Raw genomic sequence first — 21,850 nt, 5'->3', positions numbered from 1 at the left:
AAAAACAAAATGAATAAGTAGGGTATTTTTAATGCAAAAGAAATTTAAAGTTGCGTGTTATTTGATGATGTTTACAGGCTTTGCTTTTCTTGCAGGATGCAGTAGCTCAGTAGATAAACCTAATACCGCGGTACATACTATAAGTAAAAGCAGAACCATTCCAACAACAAGTATTGATATTCCATTAAATGAATCAGCTAAAGCGACTTGTGTATTCTCTGGTGGTATACCTTCTTTAAACTATGAATTACATGGTGGGCAAACACCTGTTTGTCAATTCGCCAATGGTAAGCGTTGTAGCGAACAAGCCTTAATTGATGGTGTTTGTATTCCTGGTTAATGAAATATTTTTATTAGTTGAATTATTGATGAATAAAAAAAAGCGCCTCAGTATAAAACTAAAGGCGCTTTTTTATTTTCTATTTAATAAAAACAATCGCTATTTAGATGAGATAATGAAATATCATCAAATTAGTATTAATCGTCTTTTGATGTTGTTACTTGGCTTATTAATACTAATAAACCGACTGCAAAATAAGCAGAAAAAATAAATAACATCCACTGTGGCATTTCTAGGGATAAAAATTGCCATTGGCTAACTGAACAATCACCCGTTGCTTGGAATACGGCGGGGAACCAATCTTGTAATGCAAACCAAGAGGGTAAAGTAACGAAAAAGTCGCAGGTAGCAAAAGGTGATGGATTAAGAATAAGTTGAGTATGCTCCCAAGCTAACGCAATACCTCGATATGCAGAGTAAATCCATAAGAATCCACCTGCGATGCGCATTAATGCAAGCTTAGGATTTGCTATACCAATAAATGCAGCAGCAACGATACCTAAGACCGCAATACGTTGGTAAACGCACATAACACAAGGCATTAATTCCATTCCGTATTGAAAATACAATGCTGTAGCTTCAAGACCAATTGCTGTTAATGCCAGTAGTAGCCAAGAGAAGCGGCTTTGTGACCAGTGACGAAGAGACGCCAGCATAATAATATCCATTTAAATATTGAGATAGTTCTATTTTGCCTAAAACGTAACGGTAAAAAAAGATGAAACTTCTTATTTCACAAATATTTACATTGGAACCTGTTTTAATAAAAAAAATAGGGCTTTTATAAAATAAAAGCCCTATTAATGTAGTGATTATGTATATTCTTTGTTACGGGATCGCAATCAAACCTAGTTCATAAAGCCAGTGGGTTGTAGGAACCAGCCAGAATTCAACCGCGAGCAAACCTAGTAGCGTCATCACAATCGTATATGGCAGGGCCATAATAACCATTCGTCCATAAGATAAGCGAATGAGTGGTGATAAAGCCGAGGTTAATAAGAACAAGAATGCCGCTTGGCCATTAGGCGTTGCAACCGAAGGTAAATTGGTCCCAGTATTGATAGCAACGCCAATATGTTCATATTGTGTTTGGCTAATCAATCCATTTTGTAACGCGGTTAACGCTTCACTAATGTAAACCGTTCCTACAAATACGTTATCTGAAATGGCAGAAAGTAAACCATTAAACAAATAGAACAGTGATAACTGTGATGATTCAGAGGCCTGTAGAACGAATTGAATAATAGGCCCAAAGAGTTGTTGATCAATAATAACCGCAACAATAGAGAAAAAGACGGTTAATAAGGCAGTAAAGGGCAGTGCCTCTTCAAACGCTTTACCTAATGCATGTTCTTCTGTAACACCACAAAATGCGGTCGCTAGAATAATTACGGATAAACCGATAATACCAACTTCAGCTAAATGTAATGCTAGCGCTACAATTAACCAAACACCAATCAGTGCTTGAATAATCAGCTGCGCTTTTTCTTGAGAAGTGCGTTTTTCACTGTTTTTCTTATCATATTCAGTGAGAACTTTACGAACTAAATCGGGTAATTCAGCGCCATAACCAAATAGTTTAAAGCGCTCAACGAAATAACAAACGGCTAAACCCGCAAAAAAGACAGGAATAGTAACGGGTGACATTCTAATAAAAAATGTTACAAAGTCCCATTCTAGATGTTTTGCGATAATTAGGTTTTGTGGCTCACCAACCATTGTCATTACGCCACCTAATGCAGTACCTATCCCAGCATGCATCATTAAGCTGCGTAAGAACGCACGGAATTGTTCTAAAGTCTGTTTTTTTTCTGTGGTATCAATAAAACCATCATTATTAAGATCAGCACCAGACTGGTTTGATGCAAAATTATGATAAATAGAGTAGAACCCTAAAGAAACACTGATAACAACAGCGATGACAGTTAAGGCATCTAAGAAGGCAGATAAAAATGCACTTGCAAAGCAAAAGGCGATAGAGAGTAATCGCTTAGAGCGAATAGATAATAGCAATTTAGTAAAAGCAAAAAGCAATAATTGCTTCATAAAATAAATACCAGCAACCATAAAGACAAGTAATAAAATAACTTCAAGGTTATTGGCAATCTCATGACCAATTTGTTTTGGGCTAGTCATACCAATAATGACAGCCTCAATTGCAAGTAATCCCCCAGGTTGTAGTGGATAGCATTTTAAGGCCATGGCAAGGGTGAAGATGAATTCAATCACCAGTAGCCAGCCTGCAACAAAGGGGTCTACAAAGAAAAAGAGAAGTGGATTAATAATTAAAAAAGTAATAATAGCAAGCTTATACCAATCGGGAGAGCTACCCATAAAATTCTTTAGTAATGCCTGTCTTATACTCATATCCATTATGTTTTTTATCCTCCAAATAGAGATTTTAAGCACTAGTTTTGTGCAATCGAACCATAATACGCGTTAAGTGCTGTGAAATTAAGCGCATTTGTAATAATAAATTGATAGAACAACATCATGTTTTATGATGCCACTCACTATTTAATGATGGTTGAGCTATATCAAAATTACGCATTCTGATATTATATTTTTCATTATTAGCAGAAAAAACGCGTCGGAAGAAATAAAAATATGGTTATTAAGGCCCAAAGCCCCGCAGGTTTCGCGGAAGAATATATAGTTGAAAGCATTTGGAACAATCGTTTTCCACCCGGATCTATTCTACCAGCAGAACGCGAACTTTCCGAACTCATCGGCGTGACAAGAACGACTCTTAGAGAAGTTTTACAGCGTCTTGCTCGTGATGGTTGGTTAACTATTCAGCATGGTAAGCCTACGAAAGTAAACAACTTCTGGGAAACGTCAGGACTTAATATTCTTGAAACTGTTGCTCGCCTTGATCACGATAGAGTACCGCAACTTATTGATAATTTACTTGCTGTAAGGACGAATATTTCAGCTATTTTTATTCGTACAGCATTTAAAAATAATCCTGAAAAATGTGTTGAAGTATTAACTCATGAGCTGTCAATTGAAAACAGTGCTGATGAGTTCAGTGAATTAGATTACAACATTTTTCGTGGTTTAGCTTTTGCGTCAGGAAATCCAATCTATGGCCTGATCCTAAATGGATTAAAAGGGCTTTATACTCGAGTTGGGCGCTATTATTTTTCCAATATTCAAGCTAAAGAGCTGACATTGTCGTTTTATAAAAAACTAGCGCTATTATGCACTCAAAAAGATGTTGAGCATGTAATGGATTGTGTTCGCCAATACGGTAAAGACAGCGGAATTATCTGGCAAAGTTTGCAATCACCAGAGCCAAGTGATTTGGCAGAAATAAAACGTTAATTTATTTTTCTAAGTAAATATCTAAGTAAATAATTATTTATAAAAACTAGTTATAAAAACCAGCTAACATATCAGATGATTGTGCTGGTTTTTTTTATTTCTTTTTGCCCGATTTACTCTCCTCATTTTTGTTGTCTCTTTTTAGACTGTTCTTCTTATTGATTTTTTTTAGCAAAAAAAATAGCAAAACAGCTCTTGTTTTGAAGTTATATATCAAATTTTGTCAATTTATTAGTTTTTTATAAAAGCCTATCTTAATGTATAATTACATTTTATTGTATTTATTGCTGATAATAAAAATTGTTAGATTTATCTTGTGAATTCTTTTTTTTGTATCTATTTGATTTTTAACTGATATTAATAAGTTGAGAATTTAACTTTCTTTGCTAATGCTTATTAAATGTGATTTAACTCTAAAATTTACGTTTTTCTTGCTCTAGATGATTATTCTATGCTGGCTTTTTGTGTATAGAATATTATTCTTATGTTATATCAATGTAAATTATTGGAGTCTTGCCATGAAAGTGCTTATCTTAGGTGGCGGCGTTATCGGTGTAACCAGTGCGTGGTATCTTGTACAACAAGGTCACGAAGTTATTGTTATTGATAGACAAAATAATGTTGCAGAAGAAACGAGTGCTGGCAATGCAGGACAAATTTCACCAGGCTATGCAACGCCTTGGGGAGCGCCGGGTATTCCCCTGAAAGCGGTAAAATGGATGTTTCAAAAACATGCACCTTTAGCCATTAGACCAGATGGTTCGCTTTTTCAACTGCGTTGGATGTGGCAAATGTTGCGTAATTGTGATGCTTCACATTATGTAATGAATAAAAGCCGCATGGTGAGAATTGCTGAATATAGCCGTGATTGCATTCGCCAATTACGTCAAGATACAGGCATTAAATATGAAGGGCGGCAAGGTGGGACGCTGCAACTTTTTCGTACTCAGCAACAATTTGATAATGCAGCCAATGATATCGCGGTATTAAAACAAGAAGGTGTTGCCTATGAGTTGTTAACCTCAGAACAACTTAAATTAGCTGAACCTGCTCTTGAACATGTCAGTTACAAATTAACCGGTGGTTTGCGTTTACCTAATGATGAAACAGGGGATTGTCAAATATTCACCAAAAAATTAGCTCAAATGGCACAAGATGCGGGTGTCACTTTTTTATTTAATAAACAAATTAAACATTTACTGTTTGATGGTGATAAAGTATCGGGTGTTCAATGTCATGATGGTTTGCTAACTGCCGATCACTATGTGGTTGCAATGGGATCTTATTCAACTGAACTTCTAAAAGATAAAGTCTCTATTCCTGTTTATCCCCTTAAAGGTTATTCACTGACGATGCCGATAATTGATGCTTCCAGAGCACCAATGTCCACTATTTTAGATGAAACTTATAAAATCGCAGTGACACGTTTTGATGATCGCATTCGCGTTGGTGGCATGGCTGAAGTGGTCGGTTTTAATTTAAATGTTTTAAAATCACGCTGTGAAACGCTGAAAATGGTGGTGCAAGATTTGTATGAGGGGGGTGGTGATATTGAGCAAGCCTCGTTTTGGACAGGATTAAGACCCATGACACCGGATGGTACGCCGATAGTTGGCCCTACAGCGTATCGCAATTTATCGTTAAATACGGGGCATGGCACATTGGGGTGGACAATGGCATGTGGTTCAGGACAACTGTTAGCCGATTTAATTTCAGGAAATAAACCTGCAATTGCAGCTGATGACTTATCTGTTTTCCGTTATACCGATGGTTTTAATACCAAATTGCTTCGTCCAGGGCAAAAGCTTGACGCTGCTTATTAATTGAGGAAATTCCATGTCTAGACCCGCAAAAGTCACCATTAACCTAGATGCACTGAGCCATAACCTTGCTGTTATTAAAGCAAGGGCAACAGGCAGTAAAGTTTGGTCTGTGGTAAAAGCAGATGCTTATGGACATGGTTTATCTTGTGTATGGCCAGCGCTTAGTCATACCGATGGTTTTGCATTAATTGAATTAGACAAAGCCATTATGTTAAGAGAACAAGGTTGGGTTGGCCCCATTTTATTGTTAGAGGGGTTTTTTAAGCCTGAAGATGTCTATTTACTTGAACGTTATTCTCTTACAACCGCCGTGCATTCTGATTGGCAATTCGATGCTATTGAAAAAGCGCAGTTAGATAGACCTATCAATATCTATCTTAAGCTTAATAGTGGAATGAATAGACTGGGATATCGCCCTGAGTACTATCCGCAAGCATTGGCGCGTGCTAAAAACATAAATAATATTGGCACTGTTATTCAAATGTCACATTTTGCGAATGCTGATACAGGGCTGAATATGGATGCGCAAAAAACGGTAATCAACCAAACGATGGTAAATAGTTTACCGCGTTGTTTAGCCAATTCAGCGGCCACGTTATTTAACCCAGAAACACATCAAGATTGGATCCGTCCTGGTATTATTCTTTATGGGGTGTCACCTTCCGGTGTTTGGCAAGATATTGCCGATTTTGATTTACAACCTGTAATGACCTTTAATAGCGAAATATTAGCGGTACAAAATGTTAAACAGGGTGAGCAAATTGGATATGGTAGCCGATTTACTGCAACGCGCGATATGCGAGTAGGTGTGGTCGCATGTGGTTATGCTGATGGTTATCCAAGACATGCACCTGATGGCACCCCCATTATGGTAAATGGTCATAAAACACAATTAGTAGGGCGTATATCAATGGATATGTTAACTATTGATGTAACCGATTACCCTGATGTTGTTTACGGAAGTCAAGTAGAGCTGTGGGGGGAGCAATTACCTGTTGATGAAGTCGCAACGGCCTGCGGGACTATTGGCTACGAATTATTGTGTGCAATTGCACCAAGAGTCGCTGTTGAAGTCATGATTAATTTACCTAATTCCACTTTTTCTGATCTAAATGAAAGTTGTTGATAATCACTAAACTAGAATAAGATTAAATTTATTTTGATTTGGTGAACCTATGAGTAACGGCATTGCATTACGTGTGAAGGGCAAAGTTCAAGGGGTTGGTTTTCGTCCATTTGTTTGGCAATTAGCTCATCGCTTTGGTTTACTAGGGCAAGTGAGTAACGATAGTTTGGGTGTATTGGTCCATTTAACATTATCACCTCAAACTAAAGCTTTTATTGAAGCGCTTAACGCAGAATGCCCGCCGCTTGCACGTATCGAACGTATAGAGCAAACACCTTATCAATGGGAACAACAGCCTACCGACTTTATTATTGTAAAAAGTGGTGGGGGAGAGATGGATACACAAGTTGTGCCAGATGCAACCACTTGTACGGCGTGTATTGACGAGTTATTCGATCCTGAAAATCGTCGTTTTCACTATCCTTTTATCAACTGCACCCACTGCGGGCCGCGTTTTACTATCATCAAAAAAATGCCTTATGATAGGCCCTTTACTTCAATGTCTGATTTTCCATTTTGTCCTGAATGTAAGCATGAATATGAAGATCCTGCGGATAGACGTTTTCATGCACAGCCTAATGCATGCCCTGTTTGTGGTCCTCATATTTGGTTAACTGATCCCAAAGGGGCAAAATTAGCAATAAAAGAGTCCGCGTTAGTGCAAGCTTGTGAAGCGTTACTTGCTGGAAAAATTGTTGCAGTTAAAGGCATTGGTGGTTTTCATTTGGTTTGTGATGCGCGTAATAATGAAAGCGTTGCATTATTACGAAAACGTAAACATCGACCCGCAAAACCATTAGCAGTGATGATAACGGATATCGAGCAAATTAAAGAAGATAAACAAGATCCGAATTTTCGCTTGGCTGCAATTAAAGCATTACAAAGTACTGCTGCTCCTATTGTGCTTATTCCTAAATCGGTAGCGCCTACTTTAAGTGAATTAATTGCACCGAGATTGACGGAGATTGGTGTCATGCTTGCGGCTAATCCACTGCAACATCTTTTATCGCGTCAGACAAATATACCGCTTGTTATGACATCGGGTAATGCTTCTGGACACACACCCGCGTTATCCAATGAAGATGCGTTATCGCAATTGGGGGATATTGCTGACTTATTTCTAATGCATAACAGAGATATTATACAAAGAGCTGATGATTCATTAGTCCGTATTGAAGATAAGCAGTGTGTGATGATCCGTCGATCACGCGGTTATGTTCCTGATGCGATAGCTTTACCAGAGACCTTTACATCACAACCCTCCATTTTGGCGATGGGTGGGGATCTTAAAAATGTGTTTTGCCTGTTACGACAGCATCAGGCGATTATGGGTCCTCATTTAGGTGATCTAGATGATTTAAGTGTTCGACAACAGTTAATTAAGTCATTGGCACTTTTTCAGCAGATTTATCGTTTTACGCCGAAAGCTATTGCAATTGATGCTCACCCTAGCTATATCAGCCATCAATTGGGTAAGCAATTTGCTCAAGAGCAACATATCCCTGTAATTGAAGTTTCACATCATCATGCACATATTGTTTCTTGTTTGGCTGAGCATGGTCATACACATCAACAAGGTGCTGTTATTGGCATTGCGCTTGATGGTTTAGGATATGGACAAGATAATACATTGTGGGGCGGTGAATGCTTGCTGGTGGATTATCAAAAATCAGAACGCCTTGGTGGTTTACCTGCGGTCGCTATGCCAGGTGGTAATTTGGCATCGACTCAACCTTGGCGAAATTGGTTAGCGCATTTATCTGCGTTTACGCCAGACTGGCAACGCAGTGCAATAACTCAGTTCATTCCACTACAAGAATTACAGTTATTAAATAAAGCGATAATACGAGGGATTAATTCACCAAAAGCATCTTCTTGTGGGCGATTATTTGACGCAGTTTCAGCATCGTTGGGATTATCACCTAAAGTAATTAGTTGGGAAGGAGAGGCCGCGTGTTATTTAGAAACTGCTGCGTTACAGTGTAACGAAAATAAGCATATCGACTTAATTGAAAAATACAGTGATTTAATGCCACTGAAAAACAACGTTGTTGATTTGTCTGTTTTTTGGTCGTCGTGGGAATATTTAGAATTAAATGTAAATGAAAAAGCTTGGTTATTTCATTATTTATTAGCAGAAAGTTTAGGCAATATCGTGTTGCAGGCTGCTGATAAGCATAATATAAATACAGTTGTTCTTTCTGGCGGTGTATTTAATAATCGACTACTTAAACAGATGTTCAAGAAAAAATTAAATAATAAAAATGTATTAACATCTAGACTATTACCTATCGGCGATGGCGGCATCGCATTAGGACAAGCACTAATTGCAACTCATTTAGTTCAGAAATTAGAATAGATACAGGTAGAATATGCCATATCGTAGCTAATGCGCGTTAAAATATGGCTTTGGTTACTACTTTATTAAATACAATATGGAAAATCATCGTGAGTAAGAAGACTATTATTTCTTTAGCCATTATCGCAGGATTAAGTGCACCAACAGCATTTGCTGGTGAGTGGTCTATTGGTGGCTCAGTGTTAGCTCAAGTAACACCTTATAAAGGCGTGAAATCGAAAGATTATTTATTACCTGTCCCAATGGTTAATTATGAATCTGAGAATTTCTATTTCGCTACATTAGCCGCAGGTTACTATTTATGGAATGCACCGAAAGATAAACTTTCTGTCGATCTTCATTATTACCCACAAGCATTCAAACCGGGTGATAGCGATGATGCTCAAATGAAAAAATTAGATCGTCGCCGCGATACGTTGATGGGCGGATTTACCTATAAACATCAAGAAGATTGGGGTAGTTTAAGAGCAATCATTTCTGCCGATTTATTAGGTAAAAGTGACGGTGTTATTGCTGATGCCGCTTATTTGTATCCATTTAAAGCAGGTAATTGGTCATTACAACCAGGTTTGGGTGTTGTTTGGGATAGTAAGAAACAAAATCAATATGCTTATGGTGTCAAGCACAGTGAGTCTCAACGTAGTGGTTTAGCTGAATATAACCCAAGTGACAGCTGGAGACCTTATGTTGAGCTGTCTGCTAACTATAAAATGACTGATAGTTGGAATTTCTTTGCAATGGGACGTGTTGATCATCTATCAAGTGAAGTGAAAGATAGCCCAATGGTAAATAAATCCGTTACCGCGATAGTGTGGACTGGCGTCACTTACAAATTCTAATTGCTATCAATATTACTGTATTGCCTATATTGGTAAAAGCTTCGGATATCTACCGAAGCTTTTTTGTTTTTGATGAATCGTAATATTGATTATTTTTTATTGAATACTTGACTATATTCATATAAAAAATCTTAAATAATTTATTTCTTATATCTATCTATCCATCCTCCGCTTAATTTTGTGTGGACTATTCGTTATCATAAGCATTATTAAACTAATAAGGATGGTGTCGTGAAACAATTGTTTTTAATTTTATTATTGGGAGGGATCCCTTTTACCGTTATATCTGAAGAAAAATTCAGAACAGGATTTGAAATGGTAAATAAAATCAAAGGCAATATATGCCAAGACTCGCGCGATAAAGAACGCTGTGAAAAACGGGTCGTAATTGCAGCAAAGTTAAGCTATATGGAAGGTATAAAAAGTAAATATTGCGCTGTGAATCGCGATACAACAGAAATAAAAGATGATCCTAAGATCATCGAAAATTGTAAAAAAGCCAGTACTTTTATTGAAGATATGGAAAATACATTGAAATAGAGTGTCAAATAGTGATTTGATTTTGCATATTAAAAGCTTCGGGTATCAACCGAAGCTTTAGTTTTTTAATGAATCGTAATATTGATTATTTTTCAGCGATATTTTTACGAACACGTACAACGACAGATAAACGACCAGGGTGAACGTTGTCAGGTTTTAATGGCTGATGAATACGTGCTGTTTCTACACAGGCCATTTTGCGATAACCTCCTGCATTCATATCTTTCATTGAACTTGCTAATTCAGCGCCAGGATTCCAGCAAACAACATCACTATGGTGATAGTGGTGAACTTCAATTGTGCGATCCCAACCATCATCATGAATAAGATTGAAATCTTCAGGCTCTGTGTAAAGCCTGTCAGTGCGTCCGTTAAAGCGAAGTGAGGTTTCATCTGTGTAAACCTCTTTATCGGCAACAGTATCGATATAGTGGCCTCCTAGGCCTGTTACTGAAACATTATCGATGTCACTAACATTAAAATAAGAGTGAAGGGCAGCGGTTGCTTCATAATCACCGTAGGATTCCAACTCGACTTCACAGGTCGCACCTAATTTAAAGCGAGCGATCACTGTAAATTCATGAGGCCAATATTTTTTCGTTTGTTGGCTCTCTTTTAAGGACATGGTAATTAATACGCCATCATCTTGTTCAGAGTGAGCACTAAATTCCCAAGGCAAAATACGCGCAAAACCGTGGCTTGGTGTACCTGCTGAAGCAAACCAAGGCCAACAAATAGGAATACCACCTCGAATTGCGACACCCGGTGTAAATAAGGAATCTTCACTTAACCAAAAAACCGGATGTTCTTGCGCAGGTTGCCATGCAATAAGATGAGCCCCTTGAAGACTAATTGCAGCACGTACTTTCGGATGGGAAATAACAAGGATAGGGAGTTCGTCTAATTGCCGACGACTTAAGTAAGGTGATATCTGTTCAATAATCGGCAAAGAAAAAATTTTCTCATTCATTATCTTATAACCTTATGTCACTGACTATCTCAATACAATAAACTGACTATCTCAATACAATAAACTGACTGGGTAAAAAATAAAAGAGCCACCGAAAAGGTGGCTCTAAGAGATATCTTGACTTTCTTAAGCTCTAATTATTTAGAGATATGAGAAATCAGATCAAGAACTTTGTTTGAATAGCCCGCTTCGTTATCGTACCAAGCAACTAATTTAACAAAGTTGTCGTTCAGTGCGATACCCGCTTTAGCATCAAATACAGAAGTCAGAACTTCACCGTTGAAGTCAGTAGAAACTACTGCATCTTCAGTGTAGCCCAGAACGCCTTTCAGTTCGCCTTCAGCAGCAGCTTTGATTGCGTCACAGATTTGTGCGTAAGTTGCTGGTTTTTCCAGACGTGCTGTTAAGTCAACCACAGAAACGTTAGGAGTAGGAACACGGAAAGACATACCAGTTAGTTTGCCGTTCAGCTCTGGAATTACTTTACCTACTGCTTTAGCAGCACCAGTTGAAGATGGGATGATGTTTTGAGAAGCACCACGACCACCACGCCAGTCTTTAGCAGATGGACCATCAACAGTACGTTGAGTTGCCGTTGTTGCGTGAACTGTTGTCATCAGTGCTTCAACGATACCGAAGTTGTCGTTGATAACTTTAGCTAAAGGCGCTAAGCAGTTAGTAGTACAAGATGCGTTAGAAACGATATCTTGGCCAGCGTATGACTTATGGTTTACGCCCATAACAAACATAGGAGTGTTGTCTTTTGAAGGACCAGTCAGAACAACTTTTTTAGCGCCAGCTTGGATGTGTTTACGAGCGGTTTCGTCAGTTAAGAACAGACCAGTTGCTTCTGCAACAACGTCAGCACCGATTTCGTTCCATTTCAGATTTGCTGGATCTCTTTCTGATGTTACGCGGATGGTTTTACCATTAACAACGAGGTGGCCATCTTTTACTTCAACAGTACCGTTGAAACGACCATGAGTTGAATCGTATTTCAGCATGTATGCCATGTAGTCTGCGTCTAACAGATCGTTAATACCTACGATTTCGATATCTGAACGTTCTTGAGCAGCACGGAAAACGATGCGGCCGATACGACCAAAACCATTAATACCTACTTTGATAGTCATATGTATTCCACCAGCTTTATTAGTGAATTAAAAAGTTGCTTCTAAAGTTACCAAAACCGCGCCAATCGTCAAGCGGAATCGTGTCAATAATTGCAAAAAATCAATTAAAAAAACACTTTTTGCTTAAAGATTGGACGTTTTAGCTAAATGTTACGCTGTGTATTATCGGGAACATCGCCGATAAATGAAGTTACCTTTGCTCCGTTATGTGAAATACATCACATTTCAAAAACTAAAGATTACTAGCATTGATTTTAGACCATATTTTTCAGATTTGTTGTTAAATCTTTGTTATTATTTACTGTTGTTTTAAAAAGCTTTTTTGTGTGCATGAGGTTTTTATGTCAGATAATGAAAAGAAAGTGAATATTTCAAGTAATAACAATCACCTTGATTTATCAATGCTCAATGAAATGCAAAAATATGTTACGCAACAACATGGCACTGAACCTCCGTTTAGTGGCAAGCTGTTACATAATCGTCAAACAGGTATTTATCACTGCTTATGTTGTTCTGCACCCTTGTTTTATTCTGAAACCAAGTTTGATGCAGGATGTGGTTGGCCAAGTTTTTATCAGCCTGTTAGTGATAATGCAATTCGCTATATTGATGATTTTTCACATAATATGAAGCGAACTGAAGTGCGGTGTCAGCAATGCAATGCACACTTGGGGCATGTGTTTGATGATGGTCCAGCGCCAACAGGACAACGTTATTGCATCAATTCTGCTTCACTGGCTTTTATGAACAGTGAAACGCAAGAAGTGCAGAAAGGCTAGTGTTTAACCGTGTTTGTTAACAATGTTGAAACAAAAGAAAAAACGATTCAGCCATTAAAATAAATATTTGACTTATGTGGAGCGATTAATGGAAGTTAATGAGCTAATTTCGATGGTAACACCTGAAATTTATCAACGTCTTTCGACCGCTGTTGAGTTGGGCAAGTGGCCAGACGGTGTCGCATTAACCGATGAGCAGAAAGCGCATTGTATGCAGATAGTTTTATTATGGCAGGCAAAAAATAATCACTCTCCTGAGCATATGACTGTCGGCACTAATGGGCAAATCACGATGAAAAGTAAACAAGAACTTAAAGCCCAATTTCAGTCTGAACGATTAGCAACATTGACGCCAATGGATGATGACTAAGCTATTTTAAAATTAAATTATCTATAAAATTAAATTAGCTATATAAGAGGTGGCAATCTATTAATTATAACGATTAATGGATTGCCCTTTTTTGTATAAGAAATTTAAATCGCTAGCTTATTTATTGATATTATTAAGAAAATTTATTGAATTAATTAATTCAGCCCCTTTGTCCTGCATTTCAGCTAAAGCTTGTTTACTATCATCAGGCTGAATATTCACACCGCGACAGCCATCCGTGATAACCGACACCTGATAACCTAATAATAATGCATCTAATGCTGTAAATTTCACGCAATAGTCTGTAGCAATACCTAAAATATAAAGGTGCTTTATATTCAGAGTTTGCAAAAGAGTATGTAAGCCAGTTTGGTATTCATGGTCATTATCAAAAAAGGCGCTGTAGCTGTCGATTAAACGATTTTGCCCTTTATAAATAATATGATTGATAGCCTCATAATCTAACTCAGGGTGAAATTCTGCACCATGACTTTGCTGTACACAGTGTATAGGCCACCAAACTTGGGGTAATCCATTAAGCTTACCTATTTCGCCAATCACAGTACCTGAGTTCTCAGCGAAGCTTAGGTGATTGGCTGGGTGCCAATCTTTGCTAGCGATAATTGGATTTTTGGTGTGTTTAAAATAAGCGATGAGTTGATTTGCTATTTGAACAACAGCATCGCTCTCGTTGACGGCAAGTGCACCATCAGTGCAAAAATCATTTTGGATATCAACCAGTAACAATGCTGAGTTTTTCACTATCTCACCTTTAATTAATATTAATCGTTATCATCCAGTGTCATTTCACCACGAAGATTTTGCTGCATAAGATGGCAAATTTGACTATAACTATATTGCTGACTCAATAAATAATGCAACTTAGTTAATGTTGCCTCAAAAGTCATATCATAGCCACTTATCACACCCGCCTCAGCCAAGGCTTGCCCTGTTGCATATCCTTCCATATTAACGCGCCCTGAAATACATTGAGTCAGATTAATAACTATAATGCCTCGTTCTGTGGCATTACGTAACGTTGATAGTAACGCGGGATGCGAAGGTGCATTACCTACTCCATAAGATCGAAGGATTAATGCTTTAACGGGCTGCATAAGAATATTATTAACAATCTCATCCGAGAGCCCCGGGTAAATAGTCACAACCCCAATAGGTTGCGGGGTAATACTGTGAGCAATAAATTCGCCTTTTGTTTTGGGAAATGGATTAATTTTAAATGATTTTATATTAATTCCCGCTTCTAGAAGAGGCGCGCTATTGGGGGAAACAAACGCATTAAAGCCATCAGCGTGAGCTTTAATTGTTCTATTGCCGCGATAAAGGGTGTTATTAAAAAAAAGAGCGACTTCGTTAATAGGATGATGTGCAGCTAAATAGAGTGCATTTAGCAAATTAGTTTGCCCATCAGAACGTAGCGCTTCTAATGGGATCTGAGAACCCGTAACGATAATTGGCTTGCTCAGGTTCTCAAACATAAATGAGAGTGCTGAGGCAGTAAATGCCATTGTGTCTGTGCCATGAAGAATAACAAAACCATCATAATTGTTATAGTTTTCGCTAATATCATCAGCAATAGATTGCCAATCTTCCGGCGTAATATTAGAAGAGTCAATAAGCGGTAGATGCTCTTTAATCGTAAAATCAGGCATCTCTTCACGATGGAATTCAGGCATTTTAGCTAGCTGACGTTGTAGATGTCCTGATACAGGAATATAGCCATGATCAGAATGTTGCATACCAATAGTTCCACCAGTATAGACAACGTAGATTGATTTCTTTTGCATCAGTCCAAGTACTCTTATTAAGCTGTGAGAAATAACTGATTATAGGGAGTTTGCAGAATAAAAAAAGGAAAGGGTACTAAAAAATAGAAAATAGAGAATAAGTAATTAATGCTTTAAATCATTGTGTTAAAAAAGTATCAACAAAAATGAGCTTAAAAAGTGTAATAGCAGATAATCTGGTTAAAACTATGGATTATTAGAAGTATGTACCTGTTGTTATTAAATGGTATTCAACAGGTACATACAGAATTAAACGATTACTGAATATCACCGCAAGATAAGCAGTATGAATAACGATTTAGTGGATCATTCATATTGCGATAAAACTCAGTTTGCGCTTTAACTTCTTTGATAACTGGTGCGGGTAAATAAGCTTGTAGTGGATCTGGAATAATCGCTTTTGCGTTGGAAGATAAACTCATTAATATTTGTTCAGATAAACTTAACTCAGGTTTCATCCAATCGATAACAGGCTCTTTAATTTTTGCCATTTTCGCAGCGGCATCAATAGCGTCATCAAAATCACCAAATTCATCAACTAAGCCTACTTTTTTTGCATCAATTCCAACCCAAACTCGGCCTTGTGCAATACGGTCAATTTGTTCTGGCGTTTTTTTACGAGATTCAGCAACTAAATTAAGGAAAGTTTTATAGCCACTTTCAATATTTAGTTGTAATAACTCAGCAAACTCTTCAGGTAACTTATTAGTGACAGATAATCCTGCTAGTGGTGAAGTACTTACGCCATCAGAATAAACACCAATAGATTCTAAGCTATTTTCAAAGGTATTAATCACGCCAAAAATACCAATAGAACCCGTTAACGTCGAAGGACTAGCAATAATCTTATTCGCAGGTGTTGAGATCCAATAACCACCTGAAGCAGCCATTCCTCCCATAGAAACAACTACATGGCGTTTTTGTTGTTTAAATGCCGCTATTTCACTGCGAATTTGTTCTGAAGCGGAAACACTACCACCAGGGCTATTTACGCGTAAAACCAGTGCTCGAATATTAGGATTTAAACGCGCTTCACGAATTTGGCTAGCAATGGTTGTACCACCGGCAGAACCGGGAATACTTTCACCATCAATAATGGCACCTTGAACAATAACAACTGCAATATTACCTTCATCATTTGATGGAATATCAGCAGTTAAATTAGCCGCGTAATCATAAATACTAATATTTTTAAATTGGTTAGTTTCGTTATTCCATTGAAATGTTTCTGTCATATCCATTTCAAATTGGCTATAAGAACTTACAGTATCAACTAATTTACGATTTAAGGCGTAAGTTGCATTATCGCCATCAGCTTTGCGTAATTGCTCGATCATCTCTTTAGCGCCAGGGAAGATATCTTCGGTGGTGACACTTCGATTCTCAGCAACTTGCGTTAAATAAGTAGACCATAACGAATTAACTAAGCGTAAAGATGCTTCTCGGGCCTCTGGTGACATATCGCTACGCATTAATGGTTCAACCGCAGATTTATAAGTACCTACACGGAAAATATGTGTGCTGACTTTTAGTTTTTCTAACAATGTTTTGTAATAAAGATTTTGAAAACCAAAGCCATAAATACCCACAGCACCTTGTGGTGTTAAATAAATTTTGTCCGCATAAGAGGCAAGATAATATTGCGGCTGGCTATAATAACCACTCACTGCGTAAATAAGTTTACCCGTTTTCTTAAATTCAGTTAAGGCTTTACCGATGTAATTTAAAGAGGGTTGGTCTGCGCCCGCAAACTCATCAAGTTTTAATACCATCCCCTTAATCTTAGGATCACTGGCTGCTTCACGAAGTGTATCAACAACTTCAAATAATGAGTTTTCTTGTAACTGGCTGCTTGATACGCCAAGAAGCTCTTTACTCATTTGTCCTAATGGATTTTGATTAGTTGTTTGATCAACAATAACACCTTTAAGATCAACCAGTAATGCCCCTTCATAATTAACCGGTTTTTGTGCTTCATTGGCAACAAGATAGATGCCTATTACAGCAAAAAAAAGGAAGAAGAAAACAATGTTTAGAATTAGCTTCCTGATAAAGTTAATGGCTTGCCAACTAAAACGGAAGATTGCACCTATTAACTCCATAATTTTACTCATATTATCTCCACATCATGTAAAGCTAAAAATTAATTCTAAACAGTCATGCTAGAATTATTTGTGAAAAGGCAGGTTAACGTAAATGGATGGCATACAGATATTGAAGTGAACAATTGCAATAAGAATAGATATTCTGATGCTAAATAGTTTAATGCCATACAGGTGAATAACAATTATTTTAGGCATTTTTCCTACGCTTTATTACTCGCTAATCGTGAATCTGAATAGCTAAATTTCACAGCAATAATCTTATGTCGTTTTATGTTTAATACTAAGCCTTTAAACGACTTGAAAGTGACAATTACGAATATTCTAATATAGGCGCTACCGAATGTCTGTCATTGATTTATAACTAGCCTATTATTGCAGCACACTATTAAGCCAATATTAATAATCTATCTTTAAGTCGATAAGTATCTTAAACGAAAAGAATAGCGTTCATTGCAAAGAATAAAAGAAATAACTTGGTCGTTCTGGCAGAAAACTTATTTTAGTTGTACGAAATGTTGAACCTAGATAACGCAATGTATGACATAAAATAAAAAAGCATTCATTTTATGAGCAAAAAGCGCATTGTGATAGGAAATGAACTGTTTTTTCGTTAAAAATCCCCGCCTTCATTTGCGGATGATGGTAATATAACAGTTTGTTATACTGAGAATTGATAAGAACTGTTCATCCCTAAAAAAGTAGCAATTTGCTAAAATCAAACGCTGACAGGAGAATAAAAAATGGATGCATTAACACTGCTTTTAAATCGTCGCTCAGCTTCTAGACTCACCACTCCCGCCCCTGATAGTAAAGCACTTGATACTATTTTACAGGCGGGGATGCGGGCACCTGATCATGGCGCATTAAAACCTTGGCATTTTGTTGTTATGCAAAATGAAGGTATTGAGCGCTTTAGCCAGCTGCTACATAAAGCCGCAGTTGTGAACAAACTTGGTGCTGATGTTGAAGAAAAAGCAAAGAATGCGCCTTTTCGAGCTCCTTTAATTATTGCTGTTATCGCTAAAGTGAAATCACACCCAAAAGTACCTGAATGGGAGCAAGTTGTTGCCGCTGGTTGTTGTGTTCAGGCTATGCAAATGGCGGCACTTGCTCAAGGATTTGGTGGTATTTGGCGTTCCGGCTCATGGACTCATGATGCAGTGGTAAGAAAGGGTCTTGGTTGTGGTGAGCATGATCAAATTGTGGGTTTTTTATATTTAGGAACGCCGACATTAAAAGCGCCAGCAACCGTATCTCCTGCTGACTTAACTGATTTTGTGACCTATTTTTAATAAAGGATACGTTTTATGTCTGAAGCTATTCGTCTAACACAATATAGTCATGGTGCAGGTTGTGGCTGTAAAATTTCACCAAAGGTACTTGAAACTATTTTACATAGTGAGCAAGCCAAATTTCATGATCCTCATTTATTGGTTGGTAACGAAACCAAAGATGATGCTGCAGTTTATGATTTAGGTAATGGCACCGGTATTATCAGTACTACCGACTTTTTTATGCCTATCGTTGATAATCCTTACGATTTTGGTCGTATTGCCGCGACAAATGCGATCAGTGATATTTTTGCCATGGGGGGAAAACCTATTATGGCGATAGCTATTTTAGGTTGGCCAATTGATAAATTGGCACCTGAAATTGCGCGAGAAGTGATTGAAGGCGGTCGTGCTGCATGCCAAGAGGCGGGGATTTCTCTGGCTGGTGGCCATTCTATTGATGCGCCTGAACCTATTTTTGGTCTTGCGGTAACCGGTGTGGTTCCTGTTAGTAAAGTTAAGAAAAATAGCGCGGCTAAAGCAGGTTGTCAGCTGTTTTTAACTAAACCTTTAGGGATTGGTGTGTTAACTACTGCTGAGAAAAAAGGATTGTTAAAGCCTGAGCATCAGGGTCTAGCAACAGAAATCATGTGTCGTATGAATAAAGCTGGCGCTGATTTTTCTGATATCGAAGGCGTAACGGCAATGACTGACGTTACAGGCTTTGGATTATTAGGGCATTTAAGTGAAATTTGTGAAGGCTCTGATGTACAAGCCACTGTGCATTTCTCACAAGTTCCTAAATTACCAGAAATTGAATCTTATATTGAACAAGGTTGTGTGCCAGGCGGAACGGGACGTAACTTTGAAAGCTATGGCCATTTAATTGGTGAAATTAGCGAAATGCAACGTAAATTATTGTGCGATCCTCAAACTTCGGGTGGTTTATTATTAGCTGTATCACCAGAAGCAATTGAGCAAGTAAAAGAAGTCGCAGCACGTTTTGATATTGAGTTAACTTCTATTGGTGAGTTAACCGCGCCGGTATCAAACAGAGCGTTAATTGAAGTGATAAACTAACGTAATGAGATTATTTATTGCAGAAAAACCCAGCCTTGCTCGAGCTATTGCTGATGTGTTGCCTAAACCTCATAAACGAGGTGATGGATTTATACTTTGTGGTGATAACCAGTATGTGACATGGTGTGTCGGTCACTTACTTGAGCAGGCTGAGCCGGATGCATACGACCCGCGATATGCTCGCTGGTCGTTAGATGATTTGCCGATAATTCCTGAACAATGGCAACTCAAGCCACGAGCTGATGTCAAAAAACAGTTAGAGACAATTAAAACATTACTTAAGCAAGCTGATGAAGTTATTCATGCCGGAGACCCCGACCGTGAAGGTCAGCTATTAGTTGATGAAGTTCTTAACTATCTAAATATTAGCGCAAAGCAAAAAAAAGAAGCCCGCCGTTGTTTAATTAATGATTTAAACCCCGCGGCGGTGACGCGAGCTATTGATAAGTTACGCTACAACCATGAATTTATTCCGCTATGCGTCTCTGCTTTAGCAAGGGCCAGAGCGGATTGGCTTTATGGTATCAATATGACAAGAGCCTATACCTTATTAGGCCAAAGAAATGGTTATCAAGGTGTTTTATCCGTAGGGCGAGTTCAAACACCAGTGCTAGGATTAGTGGTTCGTCGCGATGAAGAAATAGAAAACTTTATTCCTAAGGATTTTTTTGAAGTTAAAGCGCATATCGTTACGCCAGCGGATGAACGCTTTATGGCGACTTGGCAACCAAGTGAGCATTGTGAAGCCTGGCAAGATGAAGAAGGGCGATTATTAAATCGCAAGCTTGCTGAACATGTTGTTGAAAGAATAAAAAATAAACCCGCGAATGTAACGGATTATCAAGATAAGCAAGAATCTGAAATAGCGCCATTGCCTTTTTCATTATCGGCTTTACAGATTGAGGCCGCAAAACGCTTTGGATTAAGTGCGCAACAAGTGCTTGATACATGTCAGCGTTTATATGAAACCCACAAACTTATTACTTATCCTCGTTCTGATAGTCGTTATCTCCCACAAGAACATTTTGCAGGGCGTCACGCGGTTGTTAACGCTATTAGTGTGCACGATAACAGCTTATTACCGCAAGATGCATTAGATATCGATAAAAAGAATCGGTGCTGGGATGATAAAAAAGTTGATGCTCACCATGCAATTATTCCTACAGCCAAAACTGGCAATATTTCGTTAAATGAAAACGAAAAAAATATCTATTATTTAGTGGCTCGCCAATATTTAATGCAATTTATGCCTGATGCGGTGTATCGCAAATGTGTTATTGAACTTGATATCGAAAATGGTAAGTTCATTGCCAAAGCAAGATTTTTAGCACAAGCAGGTTGGCGATTATTATTAGGCAGTAAAGAACAAGATGCTGAAAATGATGGTTTACCTTTGCCTGTGGTAGCAAAAGGCGATGAGTTGCTATGTGAAAAGGGTGAGATTGTTGAAAAACAAACTCAGCCCCCAAGGCCTTTTACTGATGCGACGTTGCTGTCAGCAATGACTGGGATAGCTAGGTTTGTGCAAGATAAAGATCTTAAGAAAATCCTAAGAGCAACAGATGGATTAGGAACGGAAGCAACGCGAGCAGGAATTATTGAATTGCTGTTTAAGCGTGGATTCTTGCAAAAGAAAGGACGAGCAATTACGTCTACACCAGCGGGTAGAGCACTAATTAATGTTTTGCCTGAATTGGCCACATTACCAGATATGACTGCACATTGGGAATCGATATTAACGCAAATAAGTGAAAAGCAATTTAAATATCAAGATTTTATGTTGCCATTGAATAATACGCTTATTGAATTGATAACTCAGGCTAAGCGTCGGCCTAATATTCAGGCCTTTAGAAATTTACCTACGCCGGCAAATTATAAAAAACGCAAATCAGCAACTAAAAAGCAAAGTGAAACGAAAAGTAGCAAGACTAAAAGTGGCGTAAAAAATAAAGACGAAAAAATAGAGCATTAATTAGTGTGTTT

Annotated in this window: 19 protein-coding genes; 12 read left to right on the top strand and 7 right to left on the bottom strand. The window is 37.9% G+C overall.

From position 1 onward, the window contains the following. Positions 1–31 precede the first annotated feature (31 nt). Positions 32–340: a putative hemolysin gene (locus tag M997_RS11025; RefSeq protein WP_064720166.1), complete on the top strand. Its 309-nt coding sequence runs from the start codon at positions 32–34 to the stop codon at positions 338–340. A 137-nt stretch (positions 341–477) separates the two neighbouring features. Here the strand turns inward: M997_RS11025 and dsbB are convergent, their stop codons facing one another. Continuing rightward, the gene (gene dsbB / locus M997_RS11020) at positions 478–996 is read right to left on the bottom strand and encodes a disulfide bond formation protein DsbB (protein WP_064720179.1); all 519 of its coding nucleotides are present in this window, start codon (positions 994–996) and stop codon (positions 478–480) included. Between the two features lie 172 nt (positions 997–1,168). Then, positions 1,169–2,713, bottom strand: a complete 1,545-nt coding sequence (gene nhaB / locus M997_RS11015; protein ID WP_064720165.1) for a sodium/proton antiporter NhaB — start codon at positions 2,711–2,713, stop codon at positions 1,169–1,171. Between the two features lie 234 nt (positions 2,714–2,947). Between nhaB and fadR the strand changes: the two genes are divergently transcribed. The 6 genes from fadR (at position 2,948) to M997_RS10985 (ending at position 10,354) form a co-directional block, all read left to right on the top strand. Next, positions 2,948–3,667, top strand: a complete 720-nt coding sequence (gene fadR, locus M997_RS11010) for a fatty acid metabolism transcriptional regulator FadR (protein WP_064720164.1) — start codon at positions 2,948–2,950, stop codon at positions 3,665–3,667. Between the two features lie 518 nt (positions 3,668–4,185). After that, positions 4,186–5,490, top strand: a complete 1,305-nt coding sequence (locus M997_RS11005) for a D-amino acid dehydrogenase (protein ID WP_064720163.1) — start codon at positions 4,186–4,188, stop codon at positions 5,488–5,490. Between the two features lie 13 nt (positions 5,491–5,503). Continuing rightward, positions 5,504–6,616, top strand: coding sequence for an alanine racemase (alr, locus tag M997_RS11000; protein ID WP_064720162.1), 1,113 nt, complete (start codon positions 5,504–5,506; stop codon positions 6,614–6,616). Positions 6,617–6,665: 49 nt separating this feature from the next. After that, complete coding sequence (hypF, locus tag M997_RS10995; protein WP_064720161.1) at positions 6,666–8,975, top strand: carbamoyltransferase HypF; 2,310 nt, start codon at positions 6,666–6,668, stop codon at positions 8,973–8,975. Between the two features lie 44 nt (positions 8,976–9,019). Next, the gene (locus tag M997_RS10990) at positions 9,020–9,814 is read left to right on the top strand and encodes a MipA/OmpV family protein (RefSeq protein WP_064720160.1); all 795 of its coding nucleotides are present in this window, start codon (positions 9,020–9,022) and stop codon (positions 9,812–9,814) included. Between the two features lie 231 nt (positions 9,815–10,045). After that, positions 10,046–10,354, top strand: a complete 309-nt coding sequence (locus M997_RS10985; protein ID WP_064720159.1) for a hypothetical protein — start codon at positions 10,046–10,048, stop codon at positions 10,352–10,354. A gap of 85 nt (positions 10,355–10,439) precedes the next feature. Here M997_RS10985 and M997_RS10980 read toward each other — a convergent pair whose 3' ends face one another. After that, the gene (locus M997_RS10980) at positions 10,440–11,324 is read right to left on the bottom strand and encodes a D-hexose-6-phosphate mutarotase (protein WP_064720158.1); all 885 of its coding nucleotides are present in this window, start codon (positions 11,322–11,324) and stop codon (positions 10,440–10,442) included. Positions 11,325–11,461: 137 nt separating this feature from the next. Continuing rightward, positions 11,462–12,457 (bottom strand): glyceraldehyde-3-phosphate dehydrogenase, encoded by a 996-nt coding sequence (gene gapA, locus M997_RS10975; protein ID WP_064720157.1) that lies wholly within the window; start codon positions 12,455–12,457, stop codon positions 11,462–11,464. Positions 12,458–12,798: 341 nt separating this feature from the next. On the opposite strand from gapA, the gene msrB reads away from it, so the two are divergent. Continuing rightward, complete coding sequence (gene msrB, locus M997_RS10970) at positions 12,799–13,236, top strand: peptide-methionine (R)-S-oxide reductase MsrB (RefSeq protein WP_064720156.1); 438 nt, start codon at positions 12,799–12,801, stop codon at positions 13,234–13,236. Positions 13,237–13,324: 88 nt separating this feature from the next. Then, entirely contained in the window at positions 13,325–13,606 is a 282-nt protein-coding gene (locus tag M997_RS10965) for a YeaC family protein (protein ID WP_064720155.1), read from the top strand. A 117-nt stretch (positions 13,607–13,723) separates the two neighbouring features. On the opposite strand, the gene pncA is transcribed toward M997_RS10965, so the two are convergent. From pncA to sppA, 3 genes are all read right to left on the bottom strand, one after another. After that, positions 13,724–14,368: a bifunctional nicotinamidase/pyrazinamidase gene (gene pncA, locus M997_RS10960; protein WP_064720154.1), complete on the bottom strand. Its 645-nt coding sequence runs from the start codon at positions 14,366–14,368 to the stop codon at positions 13,724–13,726. Positions 14,369–14,388: 20 nt separating this feature from the next. Then, positions 14,389–15,411, bottom strand: a complete 1,023-nt coding sequence (gene ansA / locus M997_RS10955) for an asparaginase (RefSeq protein ID WP_064720153.1) — start codon at positions 15,409–15,411, stop codon at positions 14,389–14,391. Between the two features lie 257 nt (positions 15,412–15,668). Then, entirely contained in the window at positions 15,669–17,525 is a 1,857-nt protein-coding gene (gene sppA, locus M997_RS10950) for a signal peptide peptidase SppA (RefSeq protein WP_064720152.1), read from the bottom strand. A gap of 731 nt (positions 17,526–18,256) precedes the next feature. On the opposite strand from sppA, the gene M997_RS10945 reads away from it, so the two are divergent. From M997_RS10945 to M997_RS10935, 3 genes are read left to right on the top strand one after another with little or no spacing between them, the layout of a single operon-like run. Beyond that, positions 18,257–18,808: an NAD(P)H nitroreductase gene (locus tag M997_RS10945; protein WP_064720151.1), complete on the top strand. Its 552-nt coding sequence runs from the start codon at positions 18,257–18,259 to the stop codon at positions 18,806–18,808. A 15-nt stretch (positions 18,809–18,823) separates the two neighbouring features. Next, complete coding sequence (selD, locus tag M997_RS10940) at positions 18,824–19,867, top strand: selenide, water dikinase SelD (RefSeq protein WP_064720150.1); 1,044 nt, start codon at positions 18,824–18,826, stop codon at positions 19,865–19,867. A gap of 4 nt (positions 19,868–19,871) precedes the next feature. Further along, positions 19,872–21,839 (top strand): DNA topoisomerase III, encoded by a 1,968-nt coding sequence (locus M997_RS10935; RefSeq protein ID WP_064720149.1) that lies wholly within the window; start codon positions 19,872–19,874, stop codon positions 21,837–21,839. The last annotated feature ends 11 nt before the right edge of the window (positions 21,840–21,850 follow it).

It is taken from the genome of Proteus hauseri ATCC 700826, from assembly GCF_001654965.1.
GTDB lineage: Bacteria > Pseudomonadota > Gammaproteobacteria > Enterobacterales > Enterobacteriaceae > Proteus > Proteus hauseri.
This window is presented reverse-complemented; position numbering and strand designations above follow the sequence as displayed.